This is a genomic window from Amycolatopsis sp. TNS106, from assembly GCF_019330265.1.
Lineage (GTDB): Bacteria > Actinomycetota > Actinomycetes > Mycobacteriales > Pseudonocardiaceae > Amycolatopsis > Amycolatopsis lurida.
This window is the reverse complement of sequence record NZ_CP024972.1, coordinates 107,077-123,317: the sequence shown is the minus strand read 5'-3', so window position 1 is coordinate 123,317 and position 16,241 is coordinate 107,077. Positions and strand designations below refer to the sequence as shown.

General features: G+C 68.6%; 18 protein-coding genes. 4 read left to right on the top strand and 14 right to left on the bottom strand.

What is annotated here, in order from left to right:
* Positions 1-233: 233 nt before the first annotated feature.
* A complete protein-coding gene (locus tag CVV72_RS00630; protein ID WP_255632428.1) occupies positions 234-683 on the bottom strand; it encodes an Imm21 family immunity protein in 450 nt (149 codons plus the stop codon).
* Between the two features lie 140 nt (positions 684-823).
* Between CVV72_RS00630 and CVV72_RS00625 the strand changes: the two genes are divergently transcribed.
* Positions 824-997: a hypothetical protein gene (locus tag CVV72_RS00625; protein WP_219150398.1), complete on the top strand. Its 174-nt coding sequence runs from the start codon at positions 824-826 to the stop codon at positions 995-997.
* 113 nt (positions 998-1,110) lie between these two features.
* Here CVV72_RS00625 and CVV72_RS00620 read toward each other — a convergent pair whose 3' ends face one another.
* A complete protein-coding gene (locus CVV72_RS00620; protein WP_219150396.1) occupies positions 1,111-2,367 on the bottom strand; it encodes an HNH endonuclease signature motif containing protein in 1,257 nt (418 codons plus the stop codon).
* Positions 2,368-2,631: 264 nt separating this feature from the next.
* Here CVV72_RS00620 and CVV72_RS00615 point away from each other — a divergent pair, with 264 nt between their 5' ends.
* Positions 2,632-4,440 (top strand): FUSC family protein, encoded by a 1,809-nt coding sequence (locus CVV72_RS00615; RefSeq protein WP_219150394.1) that lies wholly within the window; start codon positions 2,632-2,634, stop codon positions 4,438-4,440.
* Here the strand turns inward: CVV72_RS00615 and CVV72_RS00610 are convergent.
* From CVV72_RS00610 to CVV72_RS00560, 11 genes are all read right to left on the bottom strand, one after another.
* The gene (locus CVV72_RS00610) at positions 4,437-5,006 is read right to left on the bottom strand and encodes a hypothetical protein (protein ID WP_219150392.1); all 570 of its coding nucleotides are present in this window, start codon (positions 5,004-5,006) and stop codon (positions 4,437-4,439) included. The genes CVV72_RS00615 and CVV72_RS00610 overlap by 4 nt on opposite strands.
* 94 nt (positions 5,007-5,100) lie before the next feature.
* Positions 5,101-5,961: a DivIVA domain-containing protein gene (locus tag CVV72_RS00605; protein ID WP_219150390.1), complete on the bottom strand. Its 861-nt coding sequence runs from the start codon at positions 5,959-5,961 to the stop codon at positions 5,101-5,103.
* Positions 5,962-6,015: 54 nt separating this feature from the next.
* On the bottom strand, positions 6,016-6,291 hold the full coding sequence (locus CVV72_RS00600; protein ID WP_005155180.1) for a YggT family protein: 276 nt from the start codon (positions 6,289-6,291) through the stop codon (positions 6,016-6,018).
* Positions 6,292-6,405: 114 nt separating this feature from the next.
* The gene (locus tag CVV72_RS00595) at positions 6,406-7,005 is read right to left on the bottom strand and encodes a cell division protein SepF (protein ID WP_219150388.1); all 600 of its coding nucleotides are present in this window, start codon (positions 7,003-7,005) and stop codon (positions 6,406-6,408) included.
* 82 nt (positions 7,006-7,087) lie between these two features.
* Positions 7,088-7,819: a YggS family pyridoxal phosphate-dependent enzyme gene (locus CVV72_RS00590; RefSeq protein WP_219150386.1), complete on the bottom strand. Its 732-nt coding sequence runs from the start codon at positions 7,817-7,819 to the stop codon at positions 7,088-7,090.
* Entirely contained in the window at positions 7,816-8,523 is a 708-nt protein-coding gene (gene pgeF / locus CVV72_RS00585; RefSeq protein ID WP_219150384.1) for a peptidoglycan editing factor PgeF, read from the bottom strand. Before pgeF ends, CVV72_RS00590 begins: the two co-directional genes overlap by 4 nt.
* Before the next feature lie 76 nt (positions 8,524-8,599).
* Positions 8,600-9,922, bottom strand: coding sequence for a cell division protein FtsZ (gene ftsZ / locus CVV72_RS00580; protein WP_126733686.1), 1,323 nt, complete (start codon positions 9,920-9,922; stop codon positions 8,600-8,602).
* Between the two features lie 250 nt (positions 9,923-10,172).
* Positions 10,173-10,943: an anti-sigma factor domain-containing protein gene (locus CVV72_RS00575; protein ID WP_219150382.1), complete on the bottom strand. Its 771-nt coding sequence runs from the start codon at positions 10,941-10,943 to the stop codon at positions 10,173-10,175.
* Positions 10,940-11,548 carry an ECF RNA polymerase sigma factor SigK gene (sigK, locus tag CVV72_RS00570; RefSeq protein WP_219150380.1) on the bottom strand — a complete coding sequence of 203 codons (609 nt, stop codon included), beginning with the start codon at positions 11,546-11,548 and terminating at the stop codon, positions 10,940-10,942. The genes CVV72_RS00575 and sigK overlap by 4 nt, the downstream gene beginning before the upstream one ends.
* The gene (locus CVV72_RS00565; protein WP_219153740.1) at positions 11,541-12,269 is read right to left on the bottom strand and encodes a DUF1365 domain-containing protein; all 729 of its coding nucleotides are present in this window, start codon (positions 12,267-12,269) and stop codon (positions 11,541-11,543) included. The genes sigK and CVV72_RS00565 overlap by 8 nt, the downstream gene beginning before the upstream one ends.
* A 5-nt stretch (positions 12,270-12,274) precedes the next feature.
* Complete coding sequence (locus tag CVV72_RS00560) at positions 12,275-13,552, bottom strand: NAD(P)/FAD-dependent oxidoreductase (protein WP_219150378.1); 1,278 nt, start codon at positions 13,550-13,552, stop codon at positions 12,275-12,277.
* Positions 13,553-13,639: 87 nt separating this feature from the next.
* Here CVV72_RS00560 and CVV72_RS00555 point away from each other — a divergent pair, with 87 nt between their 5' ends.
* Both CVV72_RS00555 and CVV72_RS00550 read left to right on the top strand, forming a co-directional pair.
* Positions 13,640-14,911 (top strand): cyclopropane-fatty-acyl-phospholipid synthase family protein, encoded by a 1,272-nt coding sequence (locus CVV72_RS00555; RefSeq protein WP_219150376.1) that lies wholly within the window; start codon positions 13,640-13,642, stop codon positions 14,909-14,911.
* Entirely contained in the window at positions 14,911-15,696 is a 786-nt protein-coding gene (locus CVV72_RS00550; RefSeq protein WP_219150374.1) for a DUF1295 domain-containing protein, read from the top strand. The genes CVV72_RS00555 and CVV72_RS00550 overlap by 1 nt, the downstream gene beginning before the upstream one ends.
* On the opposite strand, the gene CVV72_RS00545 is transcribed toward CVV72_RS00550, so the two are convergent.
* Entirely contained in the window at positions 15,683-16,192 is a 510-nt protein-coding gene (locus tag CVV72_RS00545) for a DinB family protein (RefSeq protein ID WP_219150372.1), read from the bottom strand. The genes CVV72_RS00550 and CVV72_RS00545 overlap by 14 nt on opposite strands.
* Positions 16,193-16,241 lie beyond the last annotated feature (49 nt).

Sequence of the window (16,241 nt, the reverse complement as noted above, 5' to 3'; positions counted from 1 at the left end):
CACACGGGGACGAGACGGCCGTTTCCGGCGCGTTCCGCGGTACCACCCCGCTTGCCCGGCCGGTGGTGTTCCGGCTGGGCCGCTCATTCGACGGCTGTGACGGGCCGTACCCGTCCGGTTCTACTGAGGGCCTGTTCTGCTGAGACGCGGGCCCTGTTCTTCCGGAGGCTCCCCGGTGATGGCCGGATCGGTGCCAGTTCATTCAAGGGTAGCGCGCGGGGGCAACCCGGTTCTCACCCGGTCATCCGGACCAGGCCGACGCCCCGGGCGTGGACGGCCCGGACCGCGAAACTCCCCCTTTCGATGTCGACGTACTCCTCCTGCGGCTTCCCGCCGGAGGGATATGCGATGCCCAGCTCCGTGCCTGCCGTCACCGAGTCCATGAGGATCGCGGGACCGTCGGTCTCCCAGTGACCGCAGTCCTCCCACGGCGTCGCGGGATCGGCGAGGAGCCGCTCGGCCTCGGCGAACAACTCGTCCTCGGAGTAGGCGGCAAGCCACCGGAGGAACGCGCGGTGCTCCGGGAGGTAGCAAGTGGCGGCGGGTTTGTCGCCGAGGACCAGGCCCGTCCTCCCGCCGATGGGGAGCGTGCCCGCGAGCGCGTTCACCGCGCAGGCGCGTCCGTAGTCGTCCTCGCCTCCTTCCAGGCTTCCTTTCCAGTGCGCCAAGGCGGAAACGGGCACGACTATGAGTGGGCCACCGAGGGATTCGACCCAGGATTGAGTCCGAGTGATCGTCACGGCGGCAGTGTGCCGCGAGGGACCGACATTTTCCGGCCATACTGCGAACATGGGGCGGTCTCGACCAGCGTCTCCTGGCCGAAGTGCCTTTCCGGATCGAAACGCGACCGCTGGCCCTGGTCGCGGGCGAACTAGAGGAAACACACGACCGCGGGCCGACCTTCCAGCGGCTCGACGAATCCGTCCTCGCCTTCACTGATCTTGTTGCCATCGAACGTGTTCCGTGGAGCGCGGCGCGACAGATCCGCCGCTTCTGAAAGCCCGGGCGTGTAGGTCGTTATACAGTTTTCGGCCTATGCCCTGGGGTGGACGGTGTTGCGGTGTGCCGGTGACTTTTCGGCGCGGTCCGACAGCAGCTTCATGGGTCGGTCTATGTCCTCAGGTGCATGGTGTTCCGTCTCGGTGCCCCGGTGGGGTCGAGGTAGGCAGGCGGAGTGAACTCGGGCAGTCCGTCCTGGGCGATCCGGACTTTCCATTCGCTGTGGTGGATCAACCGGTGGTGTTTCGTGCAGAGCAGCACGAGGTTGTCGATTTTCGTTTCGCCGTGATGTCGCCAGAAAACAATGTGGTGGGCGGTGCAGCGCGGCACCGGCATGTCACAGCCGGGGAACGCGCAGCCACCGTCGCGGAGAGTGAGTGCGTATTTCTGGGCCAAGGACACAGTCCGTTTCGACCGGCCGATGTCCAGTGGTTCACCCGCAGTGCCGAGAACACCGGGGCGGACGCGGGCGTCGCAGGCGAGGATCCTCGCGTCAGTGGCGCTGATCGGGCCGACGAGGTCCAGGTGGGCTTCGCCGAGATCATTCATCAAGTCCTCGTAGGACATGGTGACCAAAATGTGGGTCGCTTCCCCAGCCTGGCCGGGGAGGTTCCGGCTGGTGGTCTTCAACCGCACATAGTCGGTGAAAGCATCCCCGTAGCGTTCGCCCTGGCTACGGGAGTCCCGCACCCCGTCGATGGCTTTGTGGGGTTTGGCCAGGGGATCCAGGTCGGACTTCAGACGGGCGTAGGTTTCCAGGTCGAGTCTGGCTTTGAGGCCGAGGGTGCCGTCGCGGTGGGCAACGAACCGTAGTTCGGGCCGGGTGTCCTTCGGATCCTCGTTGCGGGGTTCTTTGCCGTCGGGGTCGAGTTTGTCCAGCAGGCGGCGTCCGGCACGAGCGATCTGCCGAGGCCCCGCACGACGGGCCAGCTCGACCAAGATCTTCTCCCCGGCCCGCACCTCCTCCTCGGGGACCGTGGACGGGATCCGGACGAGAGTCTTGATGATGGCGTCGATCTGCGACCCGCCGATCGCGCCCTCCGCCGCAGCCTCGGCGGTCAACGGCGCCAGCGGCGGTTCGGGATCACCACCGATCGACGGACCGGCGTGCAGCGCCAAAACCCGATCGGCGCGAGCACTGGCTTCCTTGTCCGACACCAGGAAATCCTCGTAAATCAGCCCCGCCAACGTCGAATGACCACTACAGCCCCGAACACCACGGGAATTGATCTCCGCAAGGATCGCGTTCTGCTCCGCATCCGCCCGCCGCTTGATGACTTCCAATTCCTGTTTACGGGCATGCAGCGTCGCCGTATCGACGCGCCACCACTCGGTGGACGTCTTCGGAGATGCATCGTCGCTGGACACAAGATCAACGCTACGCCGAGTCGAACACCTGTACTATAGCATATTCAGACTATAGAGACCGACGACAGGACGTTTAAAGGCAATTCAGAGCGGCAGCCGCAATTAGTCGACTGATTGCGAACACCCGCGGCACCGGATCAGCAGTCCTCGGCAACACCCGAGGCAAACCCGAACCGCGACCGAGGGCAAGCGATCCCACCAGGGTCCGAGTTGCCGTCCCCGCCACCGCCTCTAGGTTGACGGTATGCCGATCTGCGAGGCCCGATGAAAGGGCCCGGACTCCTCATCGTCCTACTGGTCGTCCTCGGCGGCGTCAGCGGCCTCGGATTCCTCCTGGGACTGGGCAACGCGGCCGTCCTGGCGGCCCTCACCGCGCTCTTCTGTCTCATGGCGGCGGTGGGCGGACCGCTTTGGGCGGATCTGCGACTGCTGGCGTGGTTCGCGCCCGCGCTGATCCTCGCGGTCGGGGTGCCGCGGTTGCTGGGCGCGGTGTCGCAGTGGGCGGCGATCGGGCTGCTGATGGTGATCGTGGTCGTCGCCGGGCTGTTACCCGTGCTCGGAGCACGATTCGTCACAGTCGGGCTGGGACTCGGGATGGCGTCGCTGTTCGGGTACGGCTTCCAGCTGACCGGGACGGCGTCGGCGGGACAGATCCTGGGAGCGCCCGCGCTCGCGGTCGGCGTCGTGATCCTGTTGCGGATACTGATGGGCGCGAAGGATCCCGCCAAGCCGACCCGCGACGCGCTGGCCAACGCGCTCGCGTCGGGTTCGTCCGAAACACAGGAGCGCGCGGCGAGGCTTTGGCTCGCGGATCGGCCTCGTCGCTGGACCGGCCGGGTCCTCGGCGGCATGTTCCGGTATCGGGCGGCGACCGGGTTGCTGGAGATCCGGCGGAAACGACTGGACAGCGAAGAAATCGGTGAAACACTCGACGCCGCCAGGAAAGAAGCCGCCAGGCTCGCCGACGCCGTGCGGAGCCCGAGGGCACCGGGCGAAGTCGAACCGGTGCGGCGCAAGGAACCCACCGGGCTTCCGGGCGACACGGCGAAACTCGTCACCACGCTCTGGGAGGCTCTCGAGACCATCCGGGCCGCGGCGGCCGAACGTGACGAGTCGCGTGTGGACGTTCCGAAAGGACTTCGCGAGGAACTGCGCAGGATCGAGTTGAGCGGCGCGTTCTCCTGGCGATCGGCGCAGTTCCGGCACGCGCTCCGCTGCGGGCTCGGGGTCGGGCTGGCGTTGGTGGTCGCGAGTTTCCGGCCAGGCGATCCGCTCACCGTGTCGTTCCTGCTCGGCACTTTCGCCATCATGCAACCGGAATGGCGGGACAGTCTCGGCAAGGCCTGGCAGCGCATCGGCGGCTCACTCGGCGGCGCCGTCGTGCTCACTCTCGTTCTCTGGCTTCTGCCGCAAGGGTTTCTGCTGCCGATCGGACTCGTCGCGCTACTCGGCGGGTTCTCGGTCATGCAGACGCGCCCGGCGGTCTTCAACGGCTGCATGGTCCTGATGTCGGTCGGCATGAACGCGACCACCCGGCATCTGGACCCGCGTTACGTACTCGTCGAGTACCTGCTCCTGATGGTCCTTGCCGGCGCCATCGCCCTGCTGTTCGGTTTCGCCGCGATCCCCGGCGTGCCGAAACCCGGCCCGGCGGAACGGTTCGAGACCGCCGTCGGCGCCACCCGCGCACTGCTCGGCTCGGTGGCGCGGAAACTACGCGGCGAGGACGTCGACCCACGGACGCTCGGCCGTGAGTTCCGTGCCGCCGCGGTCGCGCACCACGGCCTGCGAACCGCGGAGCCGGGTACCAAGGAACCCGCGCCCGGCCAGCGGGACGCGCTGGAGACCGCGGCCGAAGCGTTGCGCGGCCTGTCCGTCACAGCGTCGTCGCTCTTGCTGCGGCCCGGTTCGGCCGGAGCGGCGGACGCCGTCGACGAGGCGGCGCGCACGCTCGGGACCGTCGAGGCAGCGGAGATCCCGGTGCCTCACGACGCGGACGAGGAACAGCGCCTGGTGCTCGACACGATCGCCGCCGACGTCGTGGCGGTCGGCGAAGCGGCGCAGAAGCTCTAAGCCTTCTGGCGGTGCTGTCCGGCGATCTCGGCGTCAGGCGTGCACAGCGCACACGGCGTGAAGCCGAGCTGCCGTGCCTCGCCGATGCCGAGCGGGATCGTGTCCCGGGTTTCGAGCCATTCGCACGAAGTCACGTGATAGCGCGGGTACTCGTCGACGACCACGACCTCGGTCTCGAGTTCGGAGACGACCGCCACGTCCTCGGGGTCGCTCTCCTCCTCGCCGGGGTCGCCGGTGCGCTGAGGCTCCGGAACCTCTTCCTCGTCGCCCAGCTCACCGGCCGCCGGCATCAAGACGGTCTGCTCGACGTCCTCGGGTTTCTTTTCCTCACCCTCGGCGGGCTCGACGGTCTCGGCGGTCTCGGAGGCGTCTTCGGCCGGGTCCTCCGCCTCTTCCTCGACGGGAGCGCGCTTCTTCCGGCGGCGCAGCAGGTCGAAGAGGAGCAGCAACCCCGCGACGACGGAGACACCGATGGAGATCCAAGCCCACAGGGAGTTCGCGGTGATGAGCGCCGCGACGAGCAGCCCCAGAGCCGCCAGTACCAGTACCAGGACGATGTAGAGCACGGTGAATTACAACACGAGGGCACAGCGAAACGGCCCCGACCCTCCGGAGAGTGCCGAGGCCGTTCCACTGGGTAGAAATCAGGCGGGGCCTGGATCAGCCCGCTTCGGCCCGGGGGCCGAACGAGTAGCCCTGTCCACCACCGGAGGACGAGGACTGCCCCGAGTTCGACGCAGACGCCGACGCGGGAGCGGCCGAGCCACGGTCGTCGAGCTCACGCAGCTGGGACTCGAGGAACCCGCGCAGCCTCGTGCGGTACTCCCGCTCGATCGTGCGCAGCTCTTCGATCTTCTTGCCCAGCGAGCCCTTCTCCGCGTTCATGTTGTTCATGGTCTCGGTGTACTTGCGCTGAGCCTCGCGCTCCATGGTCGTCGCCTTGTCGCGCGCCTGGCGCTCCAAGGTCTCGGCACGGGTTCGCGCGTCGTTCAGCATCGTCTCGGCGCGCGTGCGCGCCTCGTTCACCATCGAGTCCGACTTGGACCGCGCGTCCGACAACAGCTGCTCGGACTTGGTCCGGGCCTCCGCCAGCATGCCGTCCGACTCGGTCTTGGCCTCGGCGGTGAGCCGGTCGGCCATTTCCTGCGCCAGCCCGAGCACCTTCGCGGCCTGGACGTTGGGCTCCCCGTTGTCCGGCACCATCGAGTGGGCCTGGGTCTGCTCCATCGCCGACTGCGGCGGCGGCACCGGCGCCAGGCGGCGCGACGGCTCGTCGCGTACCTGTGGCGGCGGGCCGACGGCGCCGGCCTTGGCGTTCTCGAGCTCACCACGGGTGGTCTCGAGCTCGTTGTCGAGCTGTTCGACCTGCTGCCGCAGCTCGTTGTTGTCCTCGATCAACCGGGCAAGCTCGGTCTCCACCAGGTCGAGGAACGCGTCCACCTCGTCCTCGTTGTAGCCCCTTTTGCCAATGGGCGGCTTGCTGAACGCGACGTTATGCACGTCAGCGGGGGTCAACGACATCAGATCACCTCACGCACTCCATGGCCTGCAGGTCCACCGGGGCTTCCCCGAAAATCACCCTGGCGTTGCCAGCTGCATCGCGAAGAACACAACCAACAGCAGCACCATAATCGATAAGTCCAGTCCGACGCCGCCGATTCGTACGGTCGGGATGATTCGTCTGAACAGACGAACCGGTGGGTCGGTCACTGTGTAGATGGTCTCGAGCGTTACCGCAACCCCTCCGGCAGGACGCCACTCGCGAGCGAAAGCACGCACGAGCTCGACGACGATCCGTGCCGTCAGCAGGAGCCAGAAAGCGAACAGCACGTACCAGACGACCAGCAACACAGCATTCACGTAACCACTCTGCCATGCCTCACGTCAAAAGACGCAGTTGACGGGCCGCGGATGGCGATGAGTCGACAAAATCACATCCGGGTGCGCTCAGCGGTCACCGGGTGATCAGCCGCGCAGGAACAATCCGCCTTCGGCAATCCGTCGGCGGTCTTCCGCGGTGACATCCACATCGGGCGGTGAGAGAAGGAACACCTTGTTGGTGACCTTGTCCATCGATCCGCGCAAGGCGAAAGCGAGCCCCGCGGCGAAGTCGACGAGACGCTTCGCGTCCGCGTTCTCCATCTCCGTGAGGTTCATGATCACCGGGATGCCTTCCCGGTAGTGCTCCCCGATCGCGCGCGCTTCCGCGTAGCTCGTCGGGTGCAGCGTCGTGATCCGGCTCAACGGGTCACGCACCGGCGGCCGAGCGGGCTCGGTGACCGGCCGCAGCCGCGCGACCGGCTCCGGCTGACGGTCGATCGCCAGCGCTCCGTGGACCGCAGGCTCAGCGCTGGCCACGGAGCGTGACCGAGGCCGCGGCGCGGGCTCGTCATACGTGTCATCGACGTCCCGGTAACGTCCACCCCGTGACCGGGCAGGCGGCTCGTCGTCGTAGTCGTATTCGTCTTCGACGTAACCTCGCCGGTAGTCATCCTCGACGTCATAGCCGTCTTCGTCCGCGGGCACCATCCCGAAGTAGGCCTTCAGCTTCTGCAGCGCGCTCATGCCTCTCCCTAGCCTTAGCCGCGTCCCGCACCGTACTCCCCCGCCCTCGCCGCCACTCCCCGTAACGACGAGACGGTATTCCCTAGGGCGAGGCTAAACCGCGCCCACCGAGCAACGCGGTTCCGACACGCACACAGGTCGAGCCGTGCGTGATCGCCTGCTCGAGATCATTGCTCATTCCGGCGGAGATCTCACGGGCATTTGGGTGTTCTTCCCGTAGACGCTCCGACGCACGAGCGAGTTTCCCGAACGCCTCCGCGGGATCAATACCCAGCGGCGCCACCGCCATAAGCCCTCGGAGGCGAATATCACCCACATGGGCTATCCGCTCCGCCAAATGGCTCACTTCACTCAACCGAATGCCCCCGCGCTTCGGATCGTCATCGAGACTTACTTGAATGAGGACGTCCAGCGGGTGATCGCGTTGCCCGGAATCCAGCGCCGACTTGGTCGCCTTCGCGAGTGCGTCGGCGAGGCGCTCGGAGTCGACGGACTGGACCTCGTCCGCCCAGCGCACGACCGATTTGGCCTTGTTCCGCTGCAGGCTGCCGACCATATGCCAGCGGATCCGGGCGTCCGGACGGAGACCGGCGACCTCTTCGGCTTTCGCGCCGGCCTCCTGATCGCGGTTCTCGGCGAGGTCGAGCGCGCCGAGGTCGGCGAGCAGCGCGGCGTCGAGGGCCGGGAAGGTCTTGGTGACCGCGAGCAACTTGACCTCGTCGCGGGCGCGGCCGGCGGCCTCGCACGCGGCGGCGATCCGCTCTTCCACTTCGGCGAGGGAGGCGGCGAGTTCGTCCCGCCGGCTGTCGCTCACGACGCGTCCAACCACGTGATACCCGCGATCCGGCCGGTGGTGCCGTCTCGGCGGAAGCTGAAGAGCGTCTTGTCTTCGTTGGTACAGCGCGGATCGACGCCGATCTTGCCCACGCCGAGGTCGGCCAGCTGCCGCCAGAGCCCGGCGCGCAGATCGAGCCCCGGCGTGCCCTTGCGGGTTTTGCAGGCGCTGCCCGGCACGTGTTTCTCGACGTCGGCGGCCATTTCGGCGGGGACTTCGTAGCAGTCGCCGCAGATCGCGGGGCCGAGCAGCGCTTCGGTGCGGGCCGGCTCGGCGCCGACCGAACGCATCGCATCGATCGCGGCGGGGACGACGCCGACCCTGGCGCCGACGCGGCCCGCGTGGACGGCGGCGACGACACCGGCTTCGGCGTCGGCCAGCAGAAGCGGTACGCAGTCGGCGACGAGCACCACGAGCGCGAGGCCGGGCTCGGCGGTCACGAGCGCGTCGGTCGCTTCGGCGGCGGAGGTCTCCGAACCGTCGACGACGGTGGCGGTCCGGCCGTGGACCTGCTCCATCCACGCCAGCCTGTCCTCGGCGAGGCCGAGTTCGGCGGCGAGACGCTTGCGGTTGGCGTAGACGTCGCCCGCGTCGTCACCGACGTGATCACCGAGGTTGAAGGTGTCGTAAGGCGGCCGCGAAGCCCCGCCCGCCCTTGTCGTGACAACCCGCCGTACCCGCACGCGTTTCCTCCTAGACCTGAGTGAAGGCCCCCTCGACAGTAGTCAAGGAGGCCTTCACGGAACGTACTGGCGAGAACTACCGCCGCATGAACGGGGGAACGTCGACCTCGTCGTCCGACGGGTCGTCGTGCACCGGGGTGGCGCGACCGGGCAGGCTGCCGTGGTTCGAGTTCGACCCGATCGGCGAGTAGCCGCGCGAACCGCCGCCGGGCTGCGGGAGCCCGCCGGTCATCGAACCGTTGCCCTCGTTACGGGCGGACGGCATCGGCGTGTGCGTGCGCGGCGGCGCGACCGGGTAGCCGTTCGAACCGGTCGACGGCACCGGCGTGGCCCCCGAAGGCGGGCTCTGCACCGGGGTCGCCCCGCCGCCGTTGACCTGACCGGCCTGTGCGGACGCGGTCGAGTTCGAGCGGGAGCCGAACGCCGGCGGGTCGAGCTTCTTGTGGGTCGGGGTGCCGGCGTCGAAACCGGCCGCGATCACGGTGACCCGGACCTCGTCGCCGAGCGAGTCGTCGATGATCGTCCCGAAGATGATGTTAGCGTCGGGGTGCGCGGATTCCTGCACCAGCGACGCGGCCTCGTTGATCTCGAACAGGCCGAGGTCCGACCCGCCCGCGATCGACAGCAGCGCGCCGTGCGCCCCGTCCATCGACGCTTCCAGCAGCGGCGAGTTGATCGCCTTCTCCGCGGCCTGGATCGCCCGGCCCTCGCCGCGCGCCGAGCCGATGCCCATGAGCGCGGAGCCCGCGCCGGACATGACGCTCTTGACGTCGGCGAAGTCCAGGTTGATCAGACCCGGCGTGGTGATCAGGTCGGTGATGCCCTGGACACCCGAAAGCAGGACCTCGTCCGCCGAGCGGAAGGCGTCCATCAGCGAGACACCGATGTCGCCCAGCTGCAGCAGCCGGTCGTTCGGGATGACGATGAGGGTGTCGCATTCGTTGCGCAGCTGCTGGATGCCCTCTTCGGCCTGCTTGCTGCGGCGCTTGCCCTCGAAGGTGAAGGGGCGGGTGACGACGCCGATGGTCAGCGCGCCGAGCTTGCGAGCGATCTGGGCGACGACCGGCGCGCCACCGGTGCCGGTGCCACCGCCCTCGCCCGCGGTCACGAACACCATGTCGGCGCCCTTGATGACCTCTTCGATCTCTTCGCGGTGGTCCTCGGCGGCCTTCTGCCCCACCTCGGGGGCGGCGCCGGCACCGAGGCCGCGGGTCAGTTCCCGGCCGATGTCGAGTTTGACGTCGGCGTCGGACATGAGCAGTGCCTGCGCGTCGGTGTTCACCGCGATGAACTCGACACCCTTGAGGCCGACCTCGATCATGCGGTTCACGGCGTTCACTCCGCCGCCGCCGATACCGACGACCTTGATCACCGCAAGGTAGTTGTGCGGGGGCGTCATCGGAGCCGCCTTCCTGATCGTGTGTGCTCGTGCTGCCCGCCGGTCGCTGAGCCTGGGCCGAACCCTCGAGCTGAAGTTCAGATTGAGAGTTATGTCAACTGCCGACGTTGAAGCAGGACGGTATGCACCAGGCTGGCTCGAATCCAGTAGCCACGCCGTGTGTCGCAAAGGTGTTTTGCCACAACATGTTCGCGGGCGCAAGAGCGAGACCCGCCCGCGGCGGCGAACGGCGGCCTGGTAAAGAGCAAGATCAGGTGGGCATGGACATGACCATGACGACGTCCTTCGACGGCGATCCCGTCGCTGATCCGCCCGCCTGTTCGACGCTGAGCGCGAACTTCTCGGCCCCGCCGAGACCGTCGGCGACCAGCAGCGCACCGTCCTGACCACCGGAAATGAGCCCGGCGGGTTTGGGTGCGGTGCCCGGGTACATCAGCCAGGCCTGGTAGATCCGGCCAGGGTCGTTCTTCGGCAGTTGCGCCGCCATGAACACCAGCCGGTCCTTCGAGCGCGACATCATCACGGTCCCGCCACCGCCCGCCGAGGTTTCGGCGTGCCCGGTCCGGAGGTCGGCGGCCGAAAGGACGTCGGCGACCGGGGCGTACCGGTCCGCGTACTCCGCCGCCCGCTCCCGCGCGGCGGTCAGCTGCGAGTGGTTGTCGTAGGCGATCCCGCCGAGCACGGCGGTGCCCGCCAGCCCGACGACCGCCGCCGCGACCGCGGCGATCGCCCACCGCGGGGCGCGACGCCGGTCCTTGACGCGCTCCCCGGCGCCGAACCGCGTCTTCGGCGGCTGCTGCCTGGTCGCCATCGCCTCGGCGAGCACGCGGCGTTTGAGCTCGGGCGGCGGGTCTTCGGCCAGCGCGGCACCGAGCCGGGTCGCGGTCATCTGCAGTTCGAGGACCTCTTGCGCGCACGACGCGCATTCGGCGAGGTGCCGCTGGAACTGGGCACGCTCCACTTCGGACAGCGCGTCGACGGCGTAGGCGCCGGTGAGCGTGTGCATCTCGGGCATGGTCATGCCGTCACCCCCAAACAGTCCCGGAGCCTGATCAGGCCGTCCCGGAGCCGGGTCTTGATGGTTCCGTGCGGGGTCTCCAGCACCTCTGAGACCTCGCGATAGGTATATCCCTGGTAATAGGCGAGCAGCACGGATTCCCGTTGCAACTCGGTCAAGCTCGTGAGACAGCGGCGTACCTGCGACCGTTCCCAGCGGGCCGCGACGGCCTCGGCCACCTCGTCGAAGGGCCGGGCGCGGGCGGCCTCGAAGGTCGCCTTGACCTCACGATCCGAACTGGCGCGCGCCGAGCGGACGCGGTCGACGGCACGGCGGTGCGCGAGCGTCATGGCCCAGTTCAGCGCGCTCCCCCGCTCCGGGGTGTAGCGCGCGGCCGTGCGCCACAGCTCCACCATGACCTCCTGGGTGACCTCTTCGGACTGCGCGGCGTCACGGAGGATCCGGCGCACGAGGCCGAGTACCGGGCCGGCGAGTTGGTCGTACAACCCGTCGAAGGCGCGCTCGTCGCCCTTCGCGACCCGGACGAGCAGCTCTTCGGCCGTCGGACCGGCCGGTTCGCCTTCTCCGGGTACGGGCGCCATCCGGCGCGGGCGTGCCGTTTCATCCATCTAGCGTGCCTCCGGCCGTCTGCGGCGTCCGCCGGGTGATCGGCGCCTTCTTCACCCACAGTCTGACCCCATGCCGCCGGATCAGCGCGGAGACCCGGTGCGGCATGAGCGGACGGGTGACCAGCATGTGCGTCAGCCACTTGGCGGTGGCGGGCCGGCGCACGCCGCGCAGCGACGCGGTCAGCGGCGTCCGCCCGTCACGACGGAGGGCTATCTTGACCGAGAGCAGCGACTCCGGTCTTGGCACCTCCATCCGGTACTCGCCGTCCATCGGCTGGAACGGCGAGACGTAGAACTCCTTGTCCGCGAAGGCGTTCCCGTCCGCGTCGGGCCGCAGGAGGTACGCGTGCCTGCCGCCGTAGGTGTTGTGGACCTCGGCGACGACGCATTCGAGTTCCCCGTCCGGCCGGTGGCACCAGTACAGGGTGATCGGGTTGAAGTTGTGGCCGAGCATCCGCGCGCCGGCCAGCATCAGCACCCGGCCGCCGCGGAGGTCGACGCCGCGCGCCGCGAGCCAGCGGTCCAATTTGGACCTGATGCTGGAGGTGTCCTCGGGCGCGAAGTGGTCTCGCGAGTCGAAGCGGGCGAAGGGACGCAGCCACCATGGCAGCTTCGGCGGCACATCGAGGTCGACGAACCACAGGTAGATCCGGTGGGCGAACGAGATCGGCGGATCGGCGCGCCGGACATGCGCCACCGTGGAGTCGTAGAGCACGGCCATGACGGTCACCAGCGCACCCCGAAGCTCTCCGCCGCGCGGACACCGGACGCGCAGCCGTCCTCGTGGAATCCCCAGCCGTGATACGCGCCCGCGAAGGCGACCGTGTCGTCGTTCAGCTCGGGCAGGCGCCGCTGGGCGGCCACGGATTCCGGGGTGTAGACGGGGTGCTCGTAGGTCATCTTGGCCAGCACCGAACCGGCTTCGGGCGCCGTGCCGGGATTGAGCGTGACCACGTAGCCGGTCGGTTCGTCCAGCCGCATCAGGCGGTTCATGTCGTAGGACACCTGGACCGCGCCGTGGCCCGCACCGCAGAACGGGGTGGCGTAGTTCCAGCCCGCCCGCGCCGAGTCCGCCGCCGGGAGCACCCCGGTGTCGGTGTGCAGCCACGCCTCGTTGCTGGAGTACCGGAACTCGCCGAGGACCTCGCGCTCGGCCTCGGTCGGCGAAGCGAGCAGCTTCAGCGCCTGGTCCGCGTGCGTGGCCAGGACGACCTTGTCGAGCCGGTGCCGCGTGTCGGCGTCGTCGCGGACCTCGATCCCCCGTGCGGTGCGCTTGACCGAGCGGACCGGCGTCGACAGATGCACGGCGGTCAGCTGCTTGGCGGCCAGCTCGACGTATTCGCGCGAGCCGCCCACGACGGTGCGCCACTTCGGAGATCCGCCGACCGACAGCATCCCGTGGTTGCGCAGGAACTCGAACAGGTACCGCGCGGGGTACTTCAGGGTGTCGGTGCGGTCGGCGGACCAGACGGTCGAGACGACCGGGAGCATGAAGTGGTCGACGAAGTACTTCGTGTACCCGCCGATGGCGAGGAAAGCGCCGAGGGTGACGTCTCCGGCCTCGGGCGCCTCGAGGACGCGCTTCGCGTGCCGGTGGAAGCGTTTGACTTCGGCGAGCATCCGCAGGTAGCTGCCGCGTGCGACGTTGCGCGGCTGGGCGAACAGGCCCTTCAGTCCTTTGGCGCCGGCGTACTCGAGACCGCAGCCGTCGCAGCGGATGCTCATCGACATCTCGGTGTCCCGCGTGGCGACGCCCAGTTCGGCGAACAGGCGCAGCAGATTCGGATAGGTGCGCTCGTTGTGCACGATGAACCCGGAGTCGACGCCGACGGTGCCACCGTGCGCGCTCGGGACGTCGTGGGTGTGCGCGTGCCCGCCCAGCCTGTCGTCGGCTTCGAACAGCAGGACCTCGTGACGGCGCTGCAGGAGGTACGCGGCCGTGAGGCCGGCCACGCCGCTGCCGATGACTCCGATGCGTTGACTCTTGGTGTGCACGTGAAGCATTCGGAGCAGGCCGGAGCGAGGATTGGATCTCGTGAACCGGCTCGGCATCCGACCCATCCCTTCCCGGTCCAGGAGCGAATCACGACTATGCCGAACAGTCCCGTCTCCCGCCTAGTCCCGTTCGTCGAGCGGCTCCTCGGCGGCTCTCTTCCGGTCGGCCTGCGTACCTGGGACGGCGTACGCGCCGGTCCGCCGGATGCCCCGACCGTGGTACTCCGCAACCGGCGGGCCCTGCGCCGACTCCTCTACGCGCCCGGCGAATTGGGCCTGGCCAGGGCCTACGTCTCAGGTGATCTCGATGTCGATGGCGACCTCGCCGACGGATTCCGCCGGATCTGGGCGCTGACCCGTTCGGGTGCCGTGCGCGGTGCGAAGCTGGGCCCGCGCGAGTGGGCCGAGGCGCTCCGGCTCGCGGTGGGACTCGGCGTCGTCGGGCCGCCGCCCGCACCGCCCGCCGAGGAGGCCCGGCTGTCCGGGAAGCTGCACACGCTGCTTCGCGACAAGTCGGCCATCGCGCACCACTACGACCTCGGCAACGCCTTCTACCAGCTGTTGATGGACGAATCGATGGCCTACTCCTCGGCGTACTGGACGTCGGAGGAGGAGGGATACGACCTCGAACAGGCCCAGTGGGACAAGCTCGAACTGATCTGCCGCAAGCTCGGCCTGCGCCCGGGGATGCGGCTCCTCGACGTCGGCTGCGGCTGGGGCTCGCTTCTGGTCCACGCGGCGAAACACCACGGGGTCCAGGCCGTCGGGATCACCCTGTCGGCGGAACAGCTGCAGCACGTCCGCGGCCGCCTCGTCCAGCACGATCTGGAGGATCGGGTGGAGGTCCGGCGGCAGGACTATCGCGAGCTGGCCGACGAGCCGTTCGACGCGGTCGCGTCCATCGAGATGGGTGAACACGTCGGCGAGGGGAACTACCCCGAGTACACGCGGACGCTGTACCGGATGCTCAAGCCCACCGGACGGCTGGTCCTGCAGCAGATGTCCCGCGGCGCGGTGGCCCCCGGCGGCGGCGCGTTCATCGAGCGCTACATCGCCCCCGACATGACGATGCGGCCGCTGAGCCGCACGCTCGGGCATCTGGAGACCGCCGGGTTCGAGATCCGCGACGTCCACGCGCTGCGCGAGCACTACGTGCGTACGGTCCGAGCCTGGGAGAAGACGCTCGAGAGCAACTGGGACGACGTCGTCGCGCTGATCGGTGAATCCGGCGCGCGGGTCTGGCGGCTGTACCTGGTCGGCGGTGCGCTCGCGTTCGAGGAGAACCGGATGGGCGTGGACCAGATCCTGGCGGTCCGCACCTCCGACGAGGGCTTGAGCGCGCTGCCCGCCACCCGGGAGTGGGTCTGATGCCGCTCGGCGGGACCCTCGCGGTGACGGCGGGCGCGACGCTGCTGGCCTTCGTCGTCACCTTCGGCATCGCACGGTGGCGCAAGCGGTACGACACCGTCGACACGTTCTGGGGCCCGGGCTTCGCGCTCGTCGCGCTGGTCGCGGCGCCGCTCGGGGACGGGTCGGTGGCGCTGCGCGTCGTCACCGCGCTGCTGACCACGATCTGGGGTGTGCGCCTCGGCGTCCACCTGCACCTGCGCAACCACAAGCTGCCCGAAGACCCGCGTTACGTGCGGATGGCGGAGAGCGCCGGGGAGAATCCGGCGCTCAAGCTCTTCGTCCGCGTGTACCTGGTCCAGGCGGTGGTGCTCTGGTTCGTCTCGCTGCCGGTCCAGTTCGCGATGTACGGCGACACCTTCGGGGTGACCGCGTGGCTCGGTGTCGTGCTGTGGCTGACCGGCTTCGGATTCGAGACGATCGGCGACGAGCAGCTGCGGCGCTTCAAGGCCGACCCGGACAACAAGGGGAAGGTCCTCGACACCGGCCTGTGGCGTTACACCCGGCATCCGAACTACTTCGGCGACGCGTGCGTGTGGTGGGGCCTGTATCTGCTGGCGTGTACGAGCTGGGTGGGGGCGGCGACGATCCTGTCGCCGATCGCGATGACGTACACGCTGGCCAGGGGGACCGGAAAACCTCTGCTGGAGAAGGGTTTACGGCGTTCCCGGCCGGGATACGCGACGTATGTCGAGCGGACCAGCGGGTTCTTCCCGCTGCCCCCTCGCCGCGTCACTCCCCGGTGAGACCGTCCGTCAGTTCGCGCAACAGGTCGAGGTGGCCGGCGTGCCTGCCGGTCTCCTCGATCATGTGCGCGACCACGAACCGGACGTTGACCCGGCGATCACCGCGGAAGGGGACCTCGTCGTCGAGACCCATCGCGGCGACGATCCCGCGGCTCCGCTCGCACTCGGCCTCGTAGGCGGCGATCAGCTGCTCGATCGGGGTCTGCATGGCGACCCGGAACTCGGCGTCCGGATCGGCTTCCAGTGCCTCCTTCCAGACGTCCTCCTGCCCGTTGAGCACCACGTTGAACCAGTACTGCTCGACGAGGGTCAGATGCCCGAGCAGACCGGCGACGGTGGTCAGTTCGCTGGGGACGAGCGGACGGCGGGCCTGCTCGTCGGTGAGGCCGGAGCATTTCCACACGACGGTGGCGCGGAGGAAGTCGAGGAAGCCGTTCAGCTGCGTGCGCTCGTCACCGGTGAGCGGCGGTTCGGGGCGCTTCGGTTCGTCGGTCATGGTGGTGCAGTCTGCCGGTTTCCTCGGATGATCCGCCAACGAGTTACCC

Coding starts and splice junctions, on each gene's coding strand:
- CVV72_RS00560 (WP_219150378.1), bottom strand. CDS start 13,552: ATGCTTCACGTGCACACCAAGAGTCAACGCATCGGAGTCATCGGCAGC.
- CVV72_RS00550 (WP_219150374.1), top strand. CDS start 14,911: ATGCCGCTCGGCGGGACCCTCGCGGTGACGGCGGGCGCGACGCTGCTG.
- ftsZ (WP_126733686.1), bottom strand. CDS start 9,922: ATGACGCCCCCGCACAACTACCTTGCGGTGATCAAGGTCGTCGGTATC.
- CVV72_RS00575 (WP_219150382.1), bottom strand. CDS start 10,943: ATGACCATGCCCGAGATGCACACGCTCACCGGCGCCTACGCCGTCGAC.
- CVV72_RS00545 (WP_219150372.1), bottom strand. CDS start 16,192: ATGACCGACGAACCGAAGCGCCCCGAACCGCCGCTCACCGGTGACGAG.
- CVV72_RS00565 (WP_219153740.1), bottom strand. CDS start 12,269: ATGGCCGTGCTCTACGACTCCACGGTGGCGCATGTCCGGCGCGCCGAT.
- sigK (WP_219150380.1), bottom strand. CDS start 11,548: ATGGATGAAACGGCACGCCCGCGCCGGATGGCGCCCGTACCCGGAGAA.
- CVV72_RS00555 (WP_219150376.1), top strand. CDS start 13,640: ATGCCGAACAGTCCCGTCTCCCGCCTAGTCCCGTTCGTCGAGCGGCTC.
- CVV72_RS00595 (WP_219150388.1), bottom strand. CDS start 7,005: ATGAGCGCGCTGCAGAAGCTGAAGGCCTACTTCGGGATGGTGCCCGCG.
- CVV72_RS00605 (WP_219150390.1), bottom strand. CDS start 5,961: ATGTCGTTGACCCCCGCTGACGTGCATAACGTCGCGTTCAGCAAGCCG.
- CVV72_RS00615 (WP_219150394.1), top strand. CDS start 2,632: ATGAAAGGGCCCGGACTCCTCATCGTCCTACTGGTCGTCCTCGGCGGC.